Annotated in this window: 19 protein-coding genes; 8 read left to right on the plus strand and 11 right to left on the minus strand. The window is 67.2% G+C overall.

Going from position 1 to position 20,866, the window contains the following annotated elements; all coding sequences use genetic code 11:
• Nucleotides 1–65 precede the first annotated feature (65 nt).
• The 3 genes from ppdK to Q4F19_RS02180 form a co-directional block, all read right to left on the minus strand.
• Nucleotides 66–2,756, minus strand: a complete 2,691-nt coding sequence (gene ppdK / locus Q4F19_RS02170) for a pyruvate, phosphate dikinase (protein WP_303539491.1) — start codon at nt 2,754–2,756, stop codon at nt 66–68.
• Between the two features lie 151 nt (nt 2,757–2,907).
• Nucleotides 2,908–5,121, minus strand: a complete 2,214-nt coding sequence (glyS, locus tag Q4F19_RS02175; protein WP_303539492.1) for a glycine--tRNA ligase subunit beta — start codon at nt 5,119–5,121, stop codon at nt 2,908–2,910.
• Nucleotides 5,122–5,266: 145 nt separating this feature from the next.
• Nucleotides 5,267–6,145 carry a glycine--tRNA ligase subunit alpha gene (locus tag Q4F19_RS02180; RefSeq protein ID WP_303539493.1) on the minus strand — a complete coding sequence of 293 codons (879 nt, stop codon included), beginning with the start codon at nt 6,143–6,145 and terminating at the stop codon, nt 5,267–5,269.
• Between the two features lie 106 nt (nt 6,146–6,251).
• On the opposite strand from Q4F19_RS02180, the gene Q4F19_RS02185 reads away from it, so the two are divergent.
• From Q4F19_RS02185 to pth, 4 genes are all read left to right on the plus strand, one after another.
• On the plus strand, nt 6,252–7,118 hold the full coding sequence (locus Q4F19_RS02185) for a TraB/GumN family protein (RefSeq protein WP_303539494.1): 867 nt from the start codon (nt 6,252–6,254) through the stop codon (nt 7,116–7,118).
• 167 nt (nt 7,119–7,285) lie between these two features.
• Nucleotides 7,286–7,915, plus strand: coding sequence for an outer membrane protein (locus Q4F19_RS02190; RefSeq protein ID WP_303539495.1), 630 nt, complete (start codon nt 7,286–7,288; stop codon nt 7,913–7,915).
• A gap of 198 nt (nt 7,916–8,113) precedes the next feature.
• Nucleotides 8,114–8,740 carry a 50S ribosomal protein L25/general stress protein Ctc gene (locus tag Q4F19_RS02195; RefSeq protein WP_303539496.1) on the plus strand — a complete coding sequence of 209 codons (627 nt, stop codon included), beginning with the start codon at nt 8,114–8,116 and terminating at the stop codon, nt 8,738–8,740.
• 120 nt (nt 8,741–8,860) lie between these two features.
• The gene (gene pth / locus Q4F19_RS02200; RefSeq protein WP_303539497.1) at nt 8,861–9,430 is read left to right on the plus strand and encodes an aminoacyl-tRNA hydrolase; all 570 of its coding nucleotides are present in this window, start codon (nt 8,861–8,863) and stop codon (nt 9,428–9,430) included.
• Nucleotides 9,431–9,434: 4 nt separating this feature from the next.
• On the opposite strand, the gene mddA is transcribed toward pth, so the two are convergent.
• A complete protein-coding gene (mddA, locus tag Q4F19_RS02205) occupies nt 9,435–10,175 on the minus strand; it encodes a methanethiol S-methyltransferase (RefSeq protein WP_303539498.1) in 741 nt (246 codons plus the stop codon).
• 155 nt (nt 10,176–10,330) lie between these two features.
• Between mddA and Q4F19_RS02210 the strand changes: the two genes are divergently transcribed.
• Nucleotides 10,331–10,522, plus strand: a complete 192-nt coding sequence (locus tag Q4F19_RS02210) for a hypothetical protein (RefSeq protein ID WP_303539499.1) — start codon at nt 10,331–10,333, stop codon at nt 10,520–10,522.
• On the opposite strand, the gene Q4F19_RS02215 is transcribed toward Q4F19_RS02210, so the two are convergent.
• From Q4F19_RS02215 to Q4F19_RS02225, 3 genes are all read right to left on the minus strand, one after another.
• The gene (locus tag Q4F19_RS02215; protein WP_303539500.1) at nt 10,519–10,857 is read right to left on the minus strand and encodes an MliC family protein; all 339 of its coding nucleotides are present in this window, start codon (nt 10,855–10,857) and stop codon (nt 10,519–10,521) included. The two genes, Q4F19_RS02210 and Q4F19_RS02215, sit on opposite strands and share 4 nt — an antisense overlap.
• 162 nt (nt 10,858–11,019) lie before the next feature.
• A complete protein-coding gene (locus tag Q4F19_RS02220; protein ID WP_303539501.1) occupies nt 11,020–11,817 on the minus strand; it encodes a DUF72 domain-containing protein in 798 nt (265 codons plus the stop codon).
• A 171-nt stretch (nt 11,818–11,988) separates the two neighbouring features.
• Nucleotides 11,989–12,939: a threonine ammonia-lyase gene (locus Q4F19_RS02225; protein ID WP_303539502.1), complete on the minus strand. Its 951-nt coding sequence runs from the start codon at nt 12,937–12,939 to the stop codon at nt 11,989–11,991.
• Between the two features lie 184 nt (nt 12,940–13,123).
• Here Q4F19_RS02225 and Q4F19_RS02230 point away from each other — a divergent pair, with 184 nt between their 5' ends.
• The 3 genes from Q4F19_RS02230 to Q4F19_RS02240 all read left to right on the plus strand — a co-directional run bounded on the left by Q4F19_RS02230 (nt 13,124) and on the right by Q4F19_RS02240 (nt 16,871).
• Nucleotides 13,124–14,350 (plus strand): type III PLP-dependent enzyme, encoded by a 1,227-nt coding sequence (locus Q4F19_RS02230; protein WP_303539503.1) that lies wholly within the window; start codon nt 13,124–13,126, stop codon nt 14,348–14,350.
• 147 nt (nt 14,351–14,497) lie between these two features.
• Nucleotides 14,498–15,547, plus strand: coding sequence for a 1,9-bis(guanidino)-5-aza-nonane synthase (locus tag Q4F19_RS02235; RefSeq protein ID WP_303539504.1), 1,050 nt, complete (start codon nt 14,498–14,500; stop codon nt 15,545–15,547).
• A 142-nt stretch (nt 15,548–15,689) separates the two neighbouring features.
• Nucleotides 15,690–16,871, plus strand: coding sequence for a phospholipase A (locus tag Q4F19_RS02240; protein ID WP_303539505.1), 1,182 nt, complete (start codon nt 15,690–15,692; stop codon nt 16,869–16,871).
• Between the two features lie 111 nt (nt 16,872–16,982).
• Here the strand turns inward: Q4F19_RS02240 and Q4F19_RS02245 are convergent, their stop codons facing one another.
• The 4 genes from Q4F19_RS02245 to Q4F19_RS02260 all read right to left on the minus strand — a co-directional run bounded on the left by Q4F19_RS02245 (nt 16,983) and on the right by Q4F19_RS02260 (nt 20,860).
• The gene (locus tag Q4F19_RS02245) at nt 16,983–17,699 is read right to left on the minus strand and encodes an N-acyl homoserine lactonase family protein (RefSeq protein WP_303539506.1); all 717 of its coding nucleotides are present in this window, start codon (nt 17,697–17,699) and stop codon (nt 16,983–16,985) included.
• A 98-nt stretch (nt 17,700–17,797) separates the two neighbouring features.
• Entirely contained in the window at nt 17,798–19,243 is a 1,446-nt protein-coding gene (gene leuC / locus Q4F19_RS02250) for a 3-isopropylmalate dehydratase large subunit (protein WP_303539507.1), read from the minus strand.
• A gap of 114 nt (nt 19,244–19,357) precedes the next feature.
• Nucleotides 19,358–20,404: an NAD-dependent epimerase/dehydratase family protein gene (locus tag Q4F19_RS02255; RefSeq protein WP_303539508.1), complete on the minus strand. Its 1,047-nt coding sequence runs from the start codon at nt 20,402–20,404 to the stop codon at nt 19,358–19,360.
• Between the two features lie 138 nt (nt 20,405–20,542).
• Nucleotides 20,543–20,860: a (2Fe-2S) ferredoxin domain-containing protein gene (locus tag Q4F19_RS02260; RefSeq protein WP_303539509.1), complete on the minus strand. Its 318-nt coding sequence runs from the start codon at nt 20,858–20,860 to the stop codon at nt 20,543–20,545.
• Nucleotides 20,861–20,866 lie beyond the last annotated feature (6 nt).

Consider the following 20,866-nt stretch of genomic DNA (forward strand, 5'->3'; position numbering starts at 1 on the left):
TTCTGTGTCCGACAGACGCCCGGGGGCCTGTCGGAGGACTGAACGGATCGGCGGGACGCGCGATCCTACTTGCCCAATGCGGCCTGCGCCGCGGCGAGGCGGGCGATGGGGACGCGATAGGGCGAGGCGGAGACGTAATCGAGGCCGGTCTTCTCGCAGAAGGCGATCGAGGCGGGATCGCCGCCATGTTCGCCGCAAATGCCGAGCTTGAGCGCGGCACGCGTCTTGCGCCCACGTTCCGCTGCGATTTCAATCAGTTCGCCGACGCCTTCGACATCGAGACTGACGAACGGATCCTTCGCGTAGATCCCCTGCTCGACATAGGTGCCGAGGAAGCGCGCCGCATCGTCTCTCGAAACGCCGAGAGCCGTCTGCGTCAAGTCATTGGTTCCGAACGAGAAAAACTCGGCGGACTCGGCGATGTCGCCCGCGCGCAGCGCGGCGCGGGGCAGCTCGATCATCGTGCCGACGAGATACTCAAGCGTCGTGCCGGTCTCGGCGAAGACGGCGGTCGCGGCGGCATCGATCACCGCCTTCATCAGGTCCAGCTCGCGCTTGGTCGCGACCAAGGGCACCATCACCTCGGGGATGACCGCCTCGCCGGTCTTGTTGGCGACGGCGACCGCCGCCTCGAAGATCGCGCGCGCCTGCATCTCGTAGATTTCAGGATAGGTCACGCCGAGCCGACAGCCGCGATGGCCGAGCATCGGATTGAATTCGTGCAGCTCGGCGGCGCGGCGCTTGAGCTTGTCGACATCGATGCCGGTGGCGGCGGCGACCTCGGCGAATTCGGATTCCTCGTGGGGGAGGAATTCGTGGAGCGGCGGATCGAGCAAGCGGATCGTGACGGGGAGCCCCGCCATGATTGCGAAGATCTCGGTGAAATCGGCGCGCTGCTCGGGGAGCAGCTTGTCGAGCGCAAGGCGGCGGCCGGCCTCGTCCTCGGCGAGGATCATCTGGCGGACGGCGGTGATCCGGCTCGCATCGAAGAACATATGCTCGGTGCGGCACAGGCCAATGCCCTCGGCGCCGAACTGGCGCGCGGTGCGGCAATCGAGCGGGGTCTCGGCATTGGTGCGGACCTTGAGGCGGCGGACCTGATCGGCCCATTCCATCAGCACGCCGAAATCGCCGGCGAGCTCGGGCTGGACGGTATCGACCGCGCCGATCATGACCTCGCCGGTCGATCCGTCGAGCGTCACGATATCGCCCTCGCGCACTTCGCGCGTGCCGACGCGGAAGATCTTGTTCTTCGCATCGATCGCGAGCGTGCCGACGCCCGAGACGCAGGGACGCCCCATGCCGCGCGCGACGACCGCGGCGTGGCTGGTCATGCCGCCGCGTGCGGTCAGGATGCCCTTGGCGGCGTGCATGCCGTGAATGTCCTCGGGGCTGGTCTCGACGCGGACGAGGATCACGTCGTCGCCCGCGGCCTTGCGCTTCTCGGCGGTGTCGGCATCGAACACGACCTGGCCAGATGCGGCGCCGGGCGATGCGGGCAGCCCCTTGGCAATCACATCGCGCACCGCCTTGGGATCGAGCGTCGGGTGGAGCAGCTGATCGAGCGCGGCGGGATCGACGCGCAATATCGCCTCCTGCCGCGTGATCAGGCCTTCATTCGCCATATCGACCGCGATCTTGAGCGCGGCCTTGGCGGTGCGCTTGCCCGAACGCGTCTGGAGCATCCAGAGCTTGCCCTGCTGCACCGTGAATTCGATATCCTGCATGTCGCGATAATGCGTCTCGAGCAGATCGAACACGCGGGCGAGCTCGGCGAAGGTCTCGGGCATCGCCTCTTCCATCGAAGCGGCCTTGGCCCCTGCCCGTTCGCGCGCGGCGAGCGTCAGATATTGCGGCGTGCGGATGCCGGCGACGACATCCTCGCCCTGCGCATTGATCAGAAACTCGCCATAATAAGCGCGCTCGCCGGTGGAGGGATCGCGCGTGAAGGCGACGCCCGTGGCCGAGGTCTCGCCCATATTGCCGAAGACCATCGCCTGGACGTTGACCGCGGTGCCCCAATTGCCGGGAATGTCGTTGAGCCGGCGATAGACCTTGGCGCGATCCGCCTGCCACGATCCGAACACCGCGCCGACTGCGCCCCACAGCTGATCGTGCACGTCCTGCGGGAAGGGCTTGCCCCATTCCTCCTCGACCAGCGCCTTGTAGGATTTGACCAGCCCGCGCAGATCATCGGCGGACAGCTCGGTATCGAGCGTGAAGCCGCGATCCTCCTTGGCGATCTCCAGCGCTTCCTCGAACGCGCCATGATCGAGTTCGAGCACGACATCCGAATACATCTGGATGAAGCGGCGATAGCTGTCCCACGCGAAGCGCGCGTCGCCGGAGGTGGCGGCGAGCCCCTCGACGGTCTTGTCGTTCAGGCCGAGATTGAGGACCGTATCCATCATGCCCGGCATCGAGATGCGCGCGCCCGAGCGGACCGAGACGAGCAAAGGATCGGCCTCGTCGCCGAAGACCTTGCCGGTGATGCCCTCGATATGCGCGATGCCGCTGGCGACCTCGGCGAGCAGGCTCTGCGGGAATGCGCCGCCCTCGTCATAATAACGCGTGCACATCGCGGTGGAGATGGTGAAGCCGGGAGGCACTGGCAGGCCGATTCCGGCCATGCCATCGAGATTGGCGCCCTTGCCGCCGAGCAGGTTGCGATCGCCATTGCCGCCATCGGAGACGCCGCCGCCGAAGCGATAGACGTAGCGGGTTTCCTGGTCGGTCATCGGCATCACGCTCGCCATCTTAGCCTCCATACGCTCGCATTTTTGCATTGTGCGGTGCAGCGAAACTATCGGTTTCGGGGGTCTGGATCAAGCCGGCCGGACTTGTCGGAGAAACGGAAGGTCACACGAAAGTCGCACCTCTACGCGTGCGCGCGCGAGTCCGCGCACGTCAGCCCTCGATCCGCGAGAAATCGGCGACCGTGTGGCAGGCGTCGCGGATACGCGCGAGCAGGCCGAGCCGCGCGGCGCGCTTGGCGGGATCGGGATCGTTGACGATGACGGTTTCGAAGAAGGCATCGATCGGCGCGCGGAGCGTGGCGAGAGCGGACATGGCGGCGGCGAACTCCTCGGCGGCAACGGCGGACGCGGCGCGGCCCTCGGCGGTCGAGAGCGCGGCCAGCAGGTCAGCCTCCGCCTTTTCGGGCGTGTAGGACAGCGAAAAATTGTCCAACAGACCGCCGTCGGTTTCGGCCTTCTCCCCCCAGCCTTCCTTGCGCAGGATATTGGCCGCGCGCTTGTAGCCGGCGATCAGGTTGCGCCCATCCTCGGTCTCGACGAACGCCTGCAGCGCCTTCACGCGGGCGAGCAAACGGACGAGATCGTCCTCGCCGCCGAGCGCGAAGACGGCGTCGATGAGGTCGTGGCGGACACCAGCTTCGCGCTGCTGGACCTTGAGACGGTCGATGAGAAAATCGGTTACGACCACCGCAACGCCACGCCGTGAAATTTCCCATTCGGTGAGTTCAGCGCCAACACGCTGCCCAAGCCAACCTTGGCGAATAATCTCGCCGACGCTGCCTCGCAGTTCATTCCCCTGAATTAGAGCGGCGACACCCAGGGCGGACCTACGAAGCGCGAACGGATCTTTTGAGCCAGTTGGCAGCTCCTCGATCGCGAAAAACGAACAAATGCTATCCAGCTTGTCCGCTAGGCTCACCGCCACCGTCACCGGCGCGGTGGGGACGTCGTCGCCCTGGCCGACGGGCTTGTAGTGATCGCGGATCGCGTCGGCGACTTCCTCTGGCAGCCCCTCGGCACGGGCGTAATAGCCGCCCATGATGCCCTGCAGCTCGGGAAATTCGCCGACCATGCCGGTGACGAGATCGGCCTTGCACAGGCGCGCGGCCTGTTCGGCGAGGGTGGCGAGTTCCCCGCTCCCTGGAAGGGAGGAGTTGGGGGTGGGTTGGCTTGCGTCGGGCGTATCGCTCTCATTCGAGAGACCCACCCCCGGCCCCTCCCTGCGTGCAGGGAGGGGAGACGCGCCCACGATCCCCTCTTCCACCAGCCAGCCGGCGAGTTTGGCGACGCGATCAACCTTGTCGGCGACGCTGCCGAGTTTTTCGTGGAAGACGATGCTGAAGAGCTTCTCGCGCTGGGTCTCCAGCGGGATCTTCAGATCCTGCTCCCAGAAGAAGCGCGCGTCCGAAAGCCGTGCCGCCAGCACCTTGCCGTTGCCGGCGATGATGCTCGCGCCGCCGTCCGCGGCATCGATGTTCGCGGTGCAGACGAAGGCCGGGGCGAGGCGCCCGTGCGCATCGTTCAGCACGAAATATTTCTGGTTGGTTCTGAGGGTTAGCTGGATGACTTCGCGCGGAACCTCAAGAAAGCCGGGATCGAAGAAGCCGAGCAACGGCACCGGCCATTCGGTCAGCCCGGCATTTTCGGCGACAAGGCCCGGATCGGGGATCACGCTGAGCCCGTTGGCGGCGGCGAGCGCGGCGGCGCCTTCTTCGATGATCCGGCGGCGCTCGGCGGGATCGACGAGCACGTGGCACAGCCGGAGCTTCTCGGCATAATCGTCCGCCGAGCCGATCGTGATCTGCCCGGGATGGTGGAAGCGGTGGCCGAGCGTCGCCGCACCGCTGTGCAGCCCCTCGATCGCGAACGGCACGATGTCCTCGCCGAGCAGAGCGACGATGCCCTGCAGCGGGCGGACCCAGCGCAGGCTCGACGACGAGGCCGAGGCGGTGCCCCAGCGCATCGACTTGGGCCAGGGGAAGGCGCGGACGATCGCGGGGATCGCCTCGGCCAGGACCTCGGCCGTGGCGCGGCCGGGCCTGTCGACGACCGCGAACCACACGCCGTCGCGCTCGACCAAGGCCTCGCGGGCGAGGCCGGTCTTGCGGAGGAAGCCGTCGAGCGCCTGTTCGGGCGCGGCGGTGCGCGGGCCCTTGGTCTCTTCGGAGACGGCGGCGGTGAAGCTGGGCAGATCGCGCGCGATCAGAGCGAGGCGGCGCGGCGTGGCGAAGGTCTCGATTGCCGACGCGGCGAGGCCGGCCTTGTCGAGTTCGGCCGTGAACAGGCGCGCGAGATCGGCCTGCGCCTTCTCCTGCATGCGCGCGGGGATCTCCTCCGAGCGGAGTTCGAGGAGGAAGTGGGTCATGGCCGGTCCTCCCCGGCACGGGGAGGGGGACCGCCGAAGGCGGTGGAGGGGGAGTGCGGCTGGGCGGAACGCGGGTGGAGGGCCCCCTCCACCATGCTACGCATGGTCCCCCTCCCCGTGTCGGGGAGGAATGTGCGGAACATCATCACGAATCCCACCCGTTATGCGCCATCCATGCCTCGCAGGCGCCCTTCGTCAGATCACGGACGCGGCCGATATAGGCCTGGCGCTCGGCGACCGAGATCACGCCGCGCGCCTGCAGCGTGTTGAAGACGTGGCTCGCCTTGATCGCCTGATCGTAGGCCGGGAGCGGCAGAGGCGTTTCGCGATCCAGAAGCGCGCGGCACTCGTCGGCCGCCTGGGTGAACTGCTTGAAGAGCGTCTCAGTATTCGCCGCCTCGAAATTATAGGCGCTGAACTGGCGCTCATTCTCGAGGAAGACGTCGCCATAGGTGACGCCGTCATCGTTGAAGGCGAGATCGAACATGCTGTCGACGCCCTGGATATACATGGCGAGCCGCTCCAGCCCATAGGTCAGCTCGCCCGAGACCGGCTTGCAATCATAGCCGCCAACCTGCTGGAAATAGGTGAATTGCGTCACCTCCATTCCGTCGCACCAGACTTCCCAGCCGAGCCCCCAGGCGCCGAGCGTCGGGCTCTCCCAATCGTCTTCGACGAAGCGGATGTCGTGGTTGAGCATGTCGATCCCGATCCGCTCCAAGGAGCCGAGATACAGCTCCTGCAGGTTCGGCGGGCTCGGCTTCAGGATCACCTGATATTGGTAATAATGGCCGGTGCGGTTGGGATTCTCGCCGTAGCGGCCGTCGGTGGGCCGGCGGCAGGGCTGGACGTAGGCGGCCTTCCATGGGCGGGGCCCGAGCGCGCGCAGGCTCGTCGCCGGATGGAAGGTGCCGGCGCCCATCTCCATGTCATAGGGCTGGAGGATCACGCAGCCCTGCTCGCTCCAATACTCATGGAGCGTCAGGATCAGGCGCTGGAAGCTCAAGGGCCGAGGCGACGCCAAGGGTTTCTCTCTTTTGTGTGCGGGCGGGACGAGGTCAGCGCGTTTGGCGCGGAGGGCCGCAGGGGTCAACCTTGCGCCGCCCGGGGGTAGCGGGCAAGCGGACGGGATGCGCACCATTCCCGCCGTCCTGATCGCCGCCGCGTTGCTGGCGGCGACACCCGCCTCCGCCCGGCCCGCTTTGTGGAAGCTCGCCGACGCGGATACGACCATCTATCTATTCGGCACGATCCACGTTTTGCCGCCGGGGCTCAAGTGGCGCGACAAGACCATCGACGCGGCGATGGGACAGGCGCAGTCGCTGACGCTGGAGGCGGTGCTCGACACCGATCCGGGGCAGGTCGCGGCGGTGATCACCTCGCTCGGGAGCGCCAAGGGCCTGCCGCCGCTCGCCGATCGCGTCTCGGCCGACAAGCGCGCGATGCTCGCGGCCCTGGTGGCGAAGAGCGGGCTCCCCGCCCCGTTCCTCGACGGACTGAAGACCTGGGCGGCGGCGGTCGTGCTGACGGGCGCGGCGCTCGACCAGATCGGGCTGAAGGCGGGCGCCGAGGGGGTCGAGCCGCAGGTCTCCGCCCTGTTCCGCGCGGTCGACAAGCCCGTCGAGGGACTCGAGACTGCCGCGCAGCAGCTCGGTTATTTCGATGCTTTGCCCGAAAGCTCGCAGCGCGCCTTCCTCGAGGCGACGCTCGACGATCCCAAGACTGCGCGCGCCGATTTCGATCGGATGATCAAGGCGTGGATGGCGGGCGACGTGACGGCGATCGAGAAGAGCTTCGCCGACGAGCCGGATTTCACGCCCGAGCTGCGCGGGCTGCTCATCGCCAAGCGCGATGCCGTGTGGGCGGAGGCGCTGGCGGAACGCCTGAAGCGCCCGGGCGTCCAGTTCGTCGCGGTCGGCGCAGGCCATCTCGCGGGGACGGATAGCGTGCAAGTCTTCCTCGCGCGCAAAGGCCTCAAGGTCTCCCGTATCCAATAGGCAATCTGAACCTCAGTTTAACGACCCGAAGACTTGTCATATCGCGCGAAACGCCAAAGTGATGCACGATTGTCACACGGTTCGTCGTTGCGATAAATCGAGGAACGTTCGGTCCAATAGTCGTTTAGGGGCGGTGTCGTCACAATCGACATCGATAAGGATTGAACATGCGAAACTCTGTATTCCTCGTTTCCTGCGTCGCCGCTCTCGGCTTTGCCGCCGCTGCCCAGGCGCAGGATGCCGCCCCCGCCGGCACCTCGACCGACATCAGCGCGAACGGCACCGCGTTCCGCGGCTTCCGCGCCGAAGTGCAGGCAGGCGGCGATCGCTTCATGAGCCAGGGCCAGCATGACGATAAGTTCGCCTTCGGCGGCGCGATCGGCTTCGACGGCCAGATCGGCGAGAAGATCGTCGTCGGCCCCGAGGTCAGCTACTGGCGTTCGCGCGCCGAGAACGTCACGAACCCGCTCGGCGGCACCTATGCGCAGAAGTCGTTCGGCGAGATCGGCGCGGGCATCCGCGCGGGCTATCTCGTCCAGCCGCAGATCCTCGTCTATGGCATTGGCGGCTATGTCAGCGACAAGCAGCGCGCGGCCTTCACCGGCCCGAACAACAGCGGCACCGCGGGCGCCTTCTACAACGTCGTCCACACGAGCGGCTATCAGGTCGGCCTCGGCAGCGAATATTCGCTCAACGACAATGTCTATGTCGGCGCCGGCTATCGCTACTCGAACTATGCCGACCACACCGCGCGCCAGCGCGTGTTCCTGAGCGCGGGCGTGCGCTTCAAGCCGTAAGCCAACCCCTGCCCGATCGTGCTGAGCCTGTCGAAGCACTGCCGTTCCTTCACTCAAGAAGGACGGCCCTTCGACAAGCTCAGTGCGAACGGACGGATTATTGCGTTCCGGCCTCCGTTCCGCTAAGCGCGCGCCTCCTCGCCGGACATCCCTGGAGGCGGCGGGGCGTTTTTAACCTAGCGAACTGGAGACAGACCTATGAGCGATCAGCTCACCCTGTCGGCCGAGACGCGCGAACGGGCAGGCAAGGGAGCCTCCCGTGCCATGCGTCGTGAAGGCCGCGTCCCCGCCGTGATCTACGGTAACAAGCAGCAGCCGCTGTCGATCCACCTCGAATCGAAGGCCCTGATCAAGGCGCTTTCGACCGGCCACTTCATGAACACGGTCGTGATGATCGACGGTGTCGGCGAGGCGATCCGCACGCTGCCCAAGGACGTCCAGTTCCATCCGGTCACCGATCGGCCGCTGCATGTCGATTTCCTGCGCATCGGCGAGCACACCACCGTGCATGTCGACGTGCCCGTCGTGTTCACCGACGAGGAAGAGAGCCCCGGCATCAAGCGCGGCGGCGTGCTCAACGTCATCGTCCATGATCTGGGCTTAGTCGTCGATGCATCGGACATTCCGAGCGAGATCAGCTTCTCGCTGAAGGGCCTCGAAGTCGGCGACAGCATCCACCTGTCGAGCATCACGCTGCCCAACGGCGCCAAGGCTGCCGACGACGGCGACGTGACGATCGCGACGATCGTCGCTCCGTCCGCGCTCAAGTCGAGCGAAGGCGAAGCCGAGGATGCGGCTGCCGCGGAAGGCGAAGCCGAGGCGTAAGCTTTATCTCCCTCTCCCCTGAAGGGGAGAGGGTCGGGGAGAGGGGGAGTCGGAGCGACCGGCAGGCTGTGCGCTTGCCCCCTCTCCCCAGCCCTCTCCCCTGAAGGGGAGAGGGAGGACGTGCAGCTCTGGGTCGGCCTCGGCAATCCGGGCGCGCAATATGCGCTGCATCGCCACAATGTCGGCTTCATGGCGGTCGATACGATCGCCGAGATGCACGGTTTCGAGCCGTGGAAGAAGCAGTTCCAGGGCTGGGCCTCGCTCGGCCGGATCGGCCCGCAGCGCATTCTGCTGCTGAAGCCCGCCACCTTCATGAACGAGAGCGGGCGCTCGGTCGCCGAGGCGATGCGCTTCTACAAGCTCGAGCCGGCGGCGCTGACCGCCTTCCACGACGAGCTCGATCTGGAGCCCTTCCGCGTCAAGGTGAAGACCGGCGGCGGGGCCGCGGGCCATAATGGCCTGCGCTCGATCGACCAGCATCTCGGTCCCGATTTCCGGCGCGTGCGGATCGGCATCGGCCATCCGGGACACAAGGACCGCGTCACGAACTATGTGCTTGGCCCCTATGCCAAGGCCGAGATGGACGATCTCGCCGACCTGCTCGGCGCGGTCGGTGCCGAGGCGCCCTTGCTGGCGGCGGGCGACGACGTGCGCTTCATGAACGAGGTCGCGCTGCGGCTGCGCGACTGAGCAGTCAGCGCGCCCGGCGCAGGCGCGGCGCGAGCTTGCCGACGCGGCCGCGATACTCCTCATAATCCTGCCCGAACATCCGGACGAGATCGCGTTCCTCATAGACGATCGCGATCAGCATATAGACCGACATGCCGACCGCCAGCAGCGCATGGCCGTAGCTCATGTGCGGCGTCGCCCAGAAAGCGATGAAGAAGCCGCTGTAGAGCGGGTGGCGGACCAGCTTGTACAGCAAGGGCTGGCGCAGGACCGGCGCGGCGGCGGGCCGCTGGCGGAGCTGGTTCCACACCTGGCTGAGCCCGAACAGCTCGAAATGGTTGATCAGGAAGGTGCTGAGCAGCACGATCCCCCAGCCCGCGCCGAACACGACCCAGAGCAGCGGCGCGCCCAACGTGCCGCGCACGTCCCACACATCGCCCCTCAGCGGCTGCCAGAACAGGAAGAGCAGAACGAGCGCGGCGCTCGCGAACAGGACGAAAAGGCTGCGCTCGATCGCCTCGGGCACGATGCGCGTCCACGCCGCCTTGAAGCCTGCGCGCGCCATGATACTGTGCTGGAGCCCGAAGACAAGGATCAGCAGCGCATCCACGGCGATCGCGGCGACCGGCGCAAGCGCGCTGGCAGGGTGATCGACGGTGCGCGGCAGGACAGCGAGATCGCCGACGAAGCCGATCAGATAGAGGAACACGCCCAGAAAGACGCCATAGGCCACGATACCGAACAGCAGATGCGCGACGCGAGACATCGCCGACCTCCCCATATTATATGTCCGGATCGGCACAATAACATCGCCGCACGGGAAAGGCCAGATTCGGCCCCTTTGCGTCGGCTGGCGCGGAAGCGCGATTCGCGTTACGCTGGGCGCGAGCCAGAAAATGGCCGGGGCCGGGGAGATGGCCGATGGAGAGCGATAGCAACCCGAGCCTGTTCTGGCTCGGGATCGAGGCCGAGAGCGATGATGCCGCGTGGCTGGCGCTGGTGCGCGAACGTCTCGACGGCCGGGGCCACGAGGCACCGCCGCCACGCCCGGAGAAGCGCAGCGCGCCGCGGGCCAAGGTCCGATCCGAAATCGCCGAGCTTGCGCTCGTCTAGCGCGCGCGACAGTCGGTGCCCGGCGTAGCGGCGACCTCTTCGCCTGCCGCGATCCGGCTGAGCGCGCCGTCGCGCCGGCCGGTGCCCCACCATTGCCAGCCGCCGCCGACATAGCGTTCGCCATCCGCCGCAGCGGCACGCGCAAGCTGCACGGTCGCGCCCGCGATCGTCAGCACCGCCGCGTCGCCGCCCGAATAGAGCACCTCGATCGTGCGCCCGTCGGCGCAGGCATAGAGCGCGCTCTGGCCGGTGGAGGGGGAGAAACGGGGCGGCTTGGCGGCGGCTGGCATGGCGCTGGCGAGGACGGCAAGCATCGGAAAAGCGGTACGAAACATGACCGGCAAGTGGGCTGGCCGGCCGGGATGCGCAACCGCTGATCCTCCGTCATCCTGAACTTGTTTCAGGATCCAAGGCCAGCATTCTCAAGCCGCGCGACGGCGGATGGCGCGGGTAATGGATGCTGAAACGAGTTCAGCATGACGGGTTTCGAGGTGGCGCTACAGCCGCTCCAGCAGCGCCATCGCCGCCGCCGGCGCGCGGACCTTGGCGCCGTTGATCATGAACACGAAGGCGTCGCGCTGCGCGGCGGGGTGCGGGCCGCCGACATAATCGAGGCCGCGTGGGCTATGCCCCCCTGCCCAGCTTTTCGCGACCTCCGCCCACTGATCGAGTTCGGCAGGGGAGTAACCGGTCGGCTCGTCCTCGCGCTGGCGCTGGAGGCGGGCATAGGTGAAATCGGCGGTGATGTCGGCGATCTGCGGATAGGTCTCGTCGTCGGCGATGACGATCGCCGCATTGCGATCGCGGCAGAGCGTGACGAAGGCGGCGTCGCGGAACGTCTCGTGGCGCGGCTCGATCGCGTGGCGCAGCTTGAGGCCGCCATGACTTTCGGGGAGCAGATTGAGGAAGCGCGCGATATCCTCGCGATCGAACTTCCGCGTGCCCGCGAACTGCCACAGGATCGGACCGAGCTTCGGGCCCAGCTCGACGAGGCCCTGCTCGAGAAAATTGGCGATCGCCTCGCCCGCCTCGGCCAGCTGTTTGCGCGTCACCGCATAGCGCGAGGCCTTGAGCGCGAAGACGAAGTCGTCGGGGGTGCGCCTGGCCCAATCGGCCCAGGTCTTGGGCTTCTGGCGCGAATAGAAGGTGCCGTTGATCTCGATCGCGGTGACGTGGGCGGACGCATATTCCAGCTCGAGCTTCTGCGGATGGCCCTTGGGGAAGAAATTGTCGCGCCACGGTTCGTAGGTCCAGCCGCCGATGCCGACGCGGATTTGGCCTTTGCTGTCGGTCATTCTGCTTGCCCCTACCCAATCCCGTTTGGTTCGAGCGTAGTGGAGAACGCGGCTAGCATCGAGCAAAGTCGAGATGCGGCTCACCTGGCACGGGCTCTCGGCTTCGCTCGATCCCTGCGCGTTCTCGACAAGCTCGAACCCAACGGATTGGGGGGCGGTGGCGCTCGCGGGTCAACCCTCCGCCAGCACCGCCGCAAACGCCGCCGGATCGACATTGCTGCCCGAGCAGACGATCACCGTCTCGACATCGTCGTCGGGCAGCTTGCCCGCGAGCAGCGCCGCCAGCGCGACGCTCCCGCCCGGCTCCACCACCAGCCCGAGCCCGAACGCGAAGCGCATCGCCGCGCGATGCTCCGCCTCGCTGATCGCGACGCCGCGCGCACCCGCCGCCTGGAGCGCGTCGAAGGTCAGGTCCGCCACGCGCCGCGTTTGCAGCGCGTCGCAGGCGGTGGCGGGCGCGTCGGCGGGCACCTCGACGATCGCGCCGGCGGCGAGGCCGCGTCCCATATCGTCCCAGCCCTCGGGCTCGGCGAAGATAATCTCGCTGTCGGGCAGAGCGAGCGCGATCCCCGCCGACAGCCCGCCGCCGCCGCACGGCATGACGACGCGGCCGGGCACGCGGCCAAGCTGGCGCGCAATCTCCAGCCCGATCGTCCCCTGCCCTTCGATCACGTCGACATCGTCGAACGAAGGCACGAGCACGGCTTGGCGCTCGGCCGCCAGCTCGGCGGCGATGACCTCGCGGCTCTGGCGATAGCGATCATAGGAGTAGATTTCCGCGCCGAGTGCGCGCGTGCCCTCCACCTTCACCGCGGGCGCGTTCGACGGCATCACGATCAGCGCGCGCATGCCGAGCAGTTTCGCCGCGCGCGCGACGCCTTGTGCGTGATTGCCCGAGGAGAAGGCGACGACGCCGGCGCCATGCTGCGCGGGCGTCATCTGGACGAGCCGGTTATAGGCGCCGCGATATTTGAACGCCCCGCCTTGCTGCAGCGACTCGGCCTTCAGCCAGTGGCGGCGGCCGCGAACTTCGAACGGCAGCAAGGGCGTTTCCGAGACGACGTTTTTCACGCGCGCCGCAGCTGCGACAACACCCTGGAAACTCGGCACTTTTCCGCTCATTCGTCGCTCCTGGGGCACGATCCGTCCGGGTGCGAAACCGCGCCAGAAACCGACCTGAAATTGAAACTTTACAGGGGGGGGTGTCGTCCTTATGTACCGCGCCTCGCTGCCCCATGGGACTTCCAGCCGCAAGGCAGCTTTTTTCCGCAACGACTTGCCGTCAGGCATTTGGAGGTCCCTTGAATTGCACAAGCATCCTCGCGCGCTGGGGCTAGCTGCCCACCTGTCCGACGACCTCACGGTTGCCGACATCGCCGCCCGACGCCCGGTTGAACCGGTGACGATCGTGCGTCCACACGCCGCCCGCAGGGCCGCCCGGTTCTTCGTCGAGAAGTTCAAGGGGACCTCGCTCTATGCGGTGAAGGCCAATCCCTCGCCGGATCTGATCAAGATCCTGTGGGACAGCGGCATCACGCATTTCGATGTCGCTTCGATCGCCGAGGTCCGCCTCGTCGCATCGGTCGCGCCCGCGGCGACGCTCTGCTTCATGCACCCGGTCAAGGCCGAGGAAGCGATCCGCGAGGCCTATGCGGTCCACGGCGTGCGCACCTTCAGCCTCGATACGATCGAGGAGCTGGAGAAGATCATGCGCGCCACCGGCGACGCGACCGATCTCACGCTCTGCGTCCGGCTGCGCGTTTCGTCCGAACATGCCAAACTGAGCCTCGCGGCGAAGTTCGGCGCGGCGCCCGACGAGACCAAGGAACTGCTGTTCGCCGCCCGCCAGGCCGCCGACGCGCTCGGCATCTGCTTCCACGTCGGCAGCCAGACGATGAGCCCGCAGGCCTATATCCAGGCGCTCGGCCGCGTCCGCGCGGCGATCGTCGAGGCGGCGGTCACGGTCGACGTGATCGATGTCGGCGGCGGCTTTCCGTCGGTCTATCCGGGCATGACCCCGGCGCCGCTGGAAGCCTATTTCGACGCGATCCACGCGGCGTTCGAGGAGCTGCCCGTCAGCTATTCGGCCGAATTGTGGGCCGAGCCGGGCCGCGCGTTGTGCGCCGAATATGCGAGCCTGCTCGTCCGCGTCGAACGGCGTCGCGGCGACCAGCTCTACATCAACGATGGCGCCTATGGCGCTTTGTTCGATGCGGCGCATGTCGGCTGGCGCTTCCCGGTCAACCTCGTGCGCGAGCCCGAGAGCGACGCCAAGGACCTGCCGTTCAGCTTCTACGGGCCGACCTGCGACGATATCGATCATATGGCGGGCCCGTTCCTGCTGCCGGCCGATACGCAGCCCGGCGACTATATCGAGATCGGCATGCTCGGCGCCTATGGCTGCGCGATGCGGACCGGCTTCAACGGCTTCACCGCCGGCGAGACGATCATCATGGCCGACGAGCCGATGGCGAGCCTGTATGCCGAGGTCGAGGCGGAGCCGAAGCGCTTCTCGAACGTCTTCACGCTGTAACAACTGGAACCGTAGGGTGACTGCCTTCTCCCCTCCCGCTTGCGGGAGGGGGCGGGGGTGGGCATCCCACTTCCACGTCCCGCGCGACGCCACCGTCGCTGCCCACCCCCAACCCCTCCCGCGAGCGGGAGGGGAATGGAGTTGAATATGACCGACCAGACCAACGACACGCGCAAGGCCGAGCTGCTCTCGAAGCAGGTCAAGCATATCGACATCACCAGCTTCGACGCGCGCCCGATCGTGGACGCGATGGCCGACATGAGCTTCACGAGCCGCGACCTCGGCCGCGCGACCAAGATCTACAACGACATGCTGGCCGACAAGGACTGCACGGTCGTGCTGGTCATCGCGGGCTCGACCTCGGCGGGCGGCTGCATGGATCTCTATGCGGAGCTGATCCGCAACAACATGGTCGATGTCGTGGTCGCGACCGGCGCGACGATCGTCGACATGGATTTCTTCGAGGGCCTCGGCCACAAACATTATCAGGCGCTCGACGTGCCCGACGACGATACGCTGCGCTCGCTGCTGATCGATCGCATCTACGACACCTATATCGACGAGGAGCAGCTCCAGCACGTCGATCACACGATCTTCGAGATCGCCGAGACGCTGGAGCCCAAGGCTTACAGCTCGCGCGCGTTCATCCGCGAGATGGGCAAATATCTCGTCGAGAATGGCAAGAAGGACAACAGCCTCGTCAAGCTCGCCTACGAGCATGACGTGCCGATCTTCTGCCCGGCGTTCGTCGACTCGTCGGCGGGCTTCGGTCTGGTCAAGCATCAGGTCGACGCGGTGAAGGCGGGCAAGCCATACATGGTGCTCGACGCGATCGCCGATTTCCGCGAGCTGACCGACATCAAGATCAAGGCTGGCACGACGGGCCTGCTGATGATCGGCGGCGGCGTGCCGAAGAACTTCATCCAGGACACGGTCGTCTGCGCCGAGATCCTCGGCCATGACGATGTCGAGGTGCACAAATACGCGATCCAGATCACCGTCGCCGACGTGCGCGACGGCGCCTGCTCGTCCTCGACGCTGCAGGAGGCGGCGTCGTGGGGCAAGGTCAACACCGGCATCGAGCAGATGGTGTTCGCCGAGGCCGGTTCGGTGATGCCGCTGCTGGCGAGCGACGCCTATCATCGCGGCCACTGGAAGGATCGCCCGAAGCGCGGCTGGGCGAAGCTTTTCGCTTAAACTCTCCTACCGGTGCTCCGGCGAAGGCCGGAGCGCTGGCTATGAAGGGAAATGCCGTCCGGCCACCGCTCCGGCCTGCGCCGGAGCACGGTGCGCCAAGGTGATCTGTGGAACTCCATCGAAAGGCGCGCGTCCGGTGGGCATGCGCCTTTCCTTTTTCGCCTTCCTCGCCGTTCCGCTCCTCGCGGCCCCCGCCGTCGCCGCGCCGATCCGCCTGATCGTCTCGGGCACGAAGGTGGATGCCGCCGCCGGGCGCGTGGTCGTCGAGATCGTCGCGATCAACCCAACGGGCATGGCGGCCGCCTACGAGCCCTCCGATACGATCGCCGCCAGCCTGAAAAGCGCGAACGGCCGCAGCGATACGGTGACGCTCCGTCTCGCGCCGGGCCAGTCGCCGCATCGGGACATCGCGCCTGCGGGTTTCGCCCCGCTGCGCTACGAGGGCGACCTGCCGATCGGCACCGGGCCCGGCATGCTCTCGCTCGCACTCGCCGATGCGCCGATCATCGCGCTGAACATCCCCGAAGGCGCGCCGTCTCCCGATGCCGTGCAGGTCGCGACGGCGGAGCCGGCGACGATCGCGCCCCTGCCCGCCCCGCCCTCGGCCGGATCGCCCAAGGACAATCCGTTCCTGGCCAACCTCTCGGCCTATGAGCCGATCTACTTCGTCTATGGCCCGGGCACGGACACCGCCGCGCGGATCCAGATCAGCCTGAAATACCAATTGCTCGGCCGACGCGGCAATTGGCTGGACGGGATCAACTTCGCGTACACGCAGCGCATGTTCTGGGATCTGGCGCAGATCAGCTCGCCGTTCCGCGACGTCAATTACATGCCCGAACTCTTCTACCTCGTCCCGCCCCGCACCGTCGGCGACGGCATCGCGATTGGTGGGCGGTTCGGCGCGCGGCACGAATCCAATGGCCGCTCCGGCGCGAGCTCACGCACGCTCAACACGCTCTACATCCAGCCCGAGGCGACGCTGCCGCTCGGCCGTTACAGCCTGACGCTCGGCCCGCGCCTGTGGGCCTATGTCGGCCCGCAGGACGGCAATCCAGATATCGAGCGCTATCGCGGGCATAGCGGGCTGTATGTCGCGTTCGGCGAGGATGAGGGGCTGCGGCTGAGCCTGACGAGCCGGCTCAATTTCGGCAGCGGCAAGGGCGCGGTGGACGGGGTCCTGTCCTATCCGCTCACGCAGATGTGGGCGTCCGGACCGCAGCTCTACCTGATCGCGCAGGGCTTTGCGGGCTATGGCGAGAGCCTGCTCGATTATAACCGCAAGCAGACGCGCGCGCGGATCGGCTTCGGGATCACGCGCTAGCGCGCACGCTCTTTTCCGTTTGCACTGAGCTTGTCGAAGTGCCGTACTTTCCTGCGGACAAGAAGGACGGTGCTTCGACAGGCTCAGCACGAACGGGTGGAGAGGTCGGCTTTACTCGGCGGACTTCGGAAAGGCCGGGAGCAAAAGGATGTCAGCCGGCTCGTGGCCCAGCACGATCTTCGCATGGAGATTGGCCGCGACCTGTTCGATCCGATCGATCGAGGCGAGCGTCTCGGCGCGGCTCGTGTTGATCTTGGGCACGCCGCGGATCGGGCGCTGCCCGGCGAAATGCCAGAGATCGCCCGTCAGCAGCACCGGCCCGGAGGCGAGGCGGACGAGCAGGCTGTGATGACCGGGCGTGTGGCCCGGCGTCGCGAGCATGACGACCGTGCCGTCGCCGAAGACATCCCGATCGCCTTGGACGGGATCGAACTTCGTCGCCGCCGGAAACTGGCTGCTGTCGAGATTGAACGCCGTCCCCTCGCCTTTGACGACGGCCATGTCCTGCGCGCCGAGCAGGGCCGTCGCGCCCGGGAAGCTGGCGAGCTGCCCGGCATGATCGGCGTGATAATGGCTCAAGCCGACGATCTTGATGCTCGCGGGCGCGACGCCGATCTCGCGCAATTGATCGGGCAGGCTCCGCTCGAGCCGGGCGAGACCGCCGCCGACGCTGCGCTGGCCCGCGCCGAGCCGGCTCAGCGGCAGGCCCGTATCCCAGAGCATGAACGTGTCGCCGTGGCGGATCAGGTAGCAGCTGACCGTGACCGTCTTCGACTGGCCGGAGAAGGCGAAGCTGTCCGACAGGAAATCGAGATCGGGGATCGTCACCGTCCCGCAGCCGAGCCGCCACAGCTTGAGCGGCGCCGATACTGGCGGCGCGGCGCCGGCCGGCGCGATGGCCAGCCCCAGCGCCGCGAGCAGGCCGATCAGTCGGCCGATGAGACCAGATCCCGCACGTCGGTCAGCCGCCCCGTCACCGCCGCCGCCGCCGCCATCGCCGGCGAGAGCAGATGCGTGCGCGCGCCCGGCCCCTGTCGACCGACGAAATTGCGGTTCGAGGTCGAGGCGCAGCGCTCGCCGGGCGGCACCTTGTCGGGGTTCATCGCCAGGCACATCGAGCAGCCCGCCTCGCGCCACTGGAAGCCCGCCTCGATGAAGATGCGATCGAGCCCCTCGGCCTCGGCCTGGCGCTTGACGAGGCCCGAGCCCGGCACGACGAGCGCCTGGCGGACATTGCCCGCGACCTTGCGGCCCTTGGCGACCGCGGCGGCGGCGCGCAGATCCTCGATCCGGCTGTTCGTGCAGCTGCCGATGAAGATATTCTCGACGCCGACATCCTGCATCCGCGTGCCCGGGGTCAGGCCCATATAAGCGAGGCTCTTGCGCGCGGCCTCCTGCTTCGAAGGATCGGCGAAGCTTGCCGGATCGGGGACGATGCCGGTGATCGCGACGACATCCTCGGGGCTCGTCCCCCAGGTCAGGTTCGGAGCGATGTCGGTCGCATCCAGCAGCACGACCTCGTCGTAGCGCGCCTGCGCGTCGGTCGGCAGCGTCCGCCACCACTCCAAGGCGCGCGCCCAATCGTCGCCCGCGGGCGCCATCGGCCGGCCCTGCAGATAGGCGAAGGTCGTCTCGTCGGGCGCGATCAGGCCCGAGCGCGCGCCATGCTCGATCGCCATGTTCGAGACGGTCAGCCTTCCTTCGACAGACATCGCGCGGATCACCGAGCCCGTATATTCGACGACATAACCCGTGCCGCCCGCGGCTCCGAGCTTGCCGACGATCGCGAGGATCACGTCCTTCGGGCTCACGCCGAAGCCCAAAGACCCATCGACGCGGATCTCCATCGTCTTCGATTGCTTGAGCTGGAGCGTCTGCGTGGCGAGGACATGCTCGACCTCCGACGTGCCGATGCCGAACGCGAGCGCGCCGAGGCCGCCATGCGCGGCGGTATGGCTGTCGCCGCACACCAGGGTCGTGCCCGGCAGCGAGAAGCCCTGCTCGGGGCCGACGACGTGGACGATGCCCTGCTCGGCGGCGAGCGCATCGATATAGGGCACGCCGAATTCGGCGACGTTGGCGCGCAAGGTGGAGAGCTGCTGCGCGGACTCGATGTCGGCGATCGGCAGCTCGCGGCCCGCCGCGTCCACGCGCGCGGTCGTCGGCAGATTGTGATCGGGCACGGCGAGCGTGAGATCGGTGCGGCGCACCTTGCGGTTCGCGACGCGCAGCCCCTCGAACGCCTGCGGGCTCGTCACTTCGTGGACGAGGTGGCGATCGATATAGATGAGGCACGTGCCGTCGTCGCGGCGCGAGACGACATGCGCGTCCCAGATCTTTTCGTAGAGCGTGCGGGGGGCTGCAGTCGACATGCGCGCGCACATAAGCGCGCTTGGAGGTTTAGGCCAGCGGTGGCGAAACCTTCTCGCTCCCGCTCATCCTGAGGAGCCACTGAGCTCGGCGAAGTGGCGTCTCGAAGGACAGTCCTAAGTCCTTCGAGACGGGCCTTCGGCGGAGTTTATCCTGAGCGACCCCGCAGGCGGCGTCGAAGGGCTCAGTCCCTCCTCAGGATGAGCGGATGTGGACAAACTCGCGGGCGACACATAGCTGGAGTCATGCGCGACCGGCAGCGCCGCGCCCGAGCGGAGCGCCGCGAGCATCGCGCCGAAATCGGTCGCGCAGCGGAAGCCGAGCTCGCGTTCGGCGAGCCCCGCATCATAGACGCGATCGATCGCCGCCGGGAGCGTCCAGCCCACCTGCGCATAGAGGGCGGCCGCATCAGGATAGACGCGGGCGATCACCGCGGGCGCGTCGCGCTTGAGTTCGGCCGCGTCGGCGCGCGCGAACGGGGTCGGCGCGGAGAGGATGTAGGTGCCGAAGCCGATATCGGGCGCGCGATCGAGCGCGACGACATGCGCGGCGGCGGCATCCTCCACGGTCAGGCGGCGGTGGAGCAGTTCGTTGGCCTTCATATTCTCGCCGGACAGGATCTGGTGCGTGTCGTCATCCTCGGGAAAGAAGCGGCCGGTGCGCAGGACCAGCACGGGCAGGCCGCGTTCGTCGTGGAACAGGCGGCAGAGCTGCTCGGCGGCGAGCTTGGTGACGCCGTAGATGTTGCGCGGCACCAGCGGGCTCAGGCTCTCGTCGAGCCAGGCGGCGGCATCGCCCCGCCCCGCGCGGATCGCGGTCGAGATCATCAGCGAGGTGGTCGACGTGAAGACGAAGCGGCTGGCGCCGGTGCGGACCGCGGCTTCGAGCAGGGCGAGCGTGCCGGTCACGTTGACGTCGACGAACGCCTGCGTCGGGTAGCGCGCGATGTCGGGCTTGTGGAGCGCGCCCGCGTGGACGACCGCGTCGAACAGATGCGCGTCGAACAGGCGATCGACGAGCGCGCGATCCGCGACCGAGCCGATGGTCTGCGTGTGGACCCCGGGCGCGATGTCGAGGCCGGTCACGACATCGCCGCGCGCGATCAGCAGCGGGGCGAGATGGCGGCCGAGCCAGCCTGACGAGCCGGTGAGCAGGATCTTCATGCGCGGCTGTTTATCGCGAAGGCTCCCCTCCCGTCATGCTGAACTTGTTTCAGCATCCATTGCCTGCACGCGAGGCCGGGCCCGACATCGAGATCGGGTCATGGATCCTGAAACGAGTTCAGGATGACGGATTGCCCGTCAGCCGCCCGGAGCCCGAACGCGCAGCCCCAATTGCGTCTCGACCTCCTCGATCGGCATGCCGCCGGGGACGATCAGCCACTCGGCCGGCCGCGCGCCGTCGATCACGGTGATCGCGCGCTTCGGGCACAGTTTCAGGCATTTGCTGGAGATCACGCCGATCCCGGCCTTGCGGCCCTTGCCGCCGCCCGCGCGCTTGGCGAGCAGCTTCGACAGGCGCTGCTTGCCGCCCGCGCCGAAGCCGCCGCCGAGCTTCTTCTCGCACTTGGCGCAGACGATCACCGTCGCCGCCCACGCGCTCGGCACCGATCGCCTCACGCCCGG

The organism is Sphingomonas natans, assembly GCF_030546695.1.
GTDB lineage: Bacteria > Pseudomonadota > Alphaproteobacteria > Sphingomonadales > Sphingomonadaceae > Sphingomonas_I > Sphingomonas_I natans.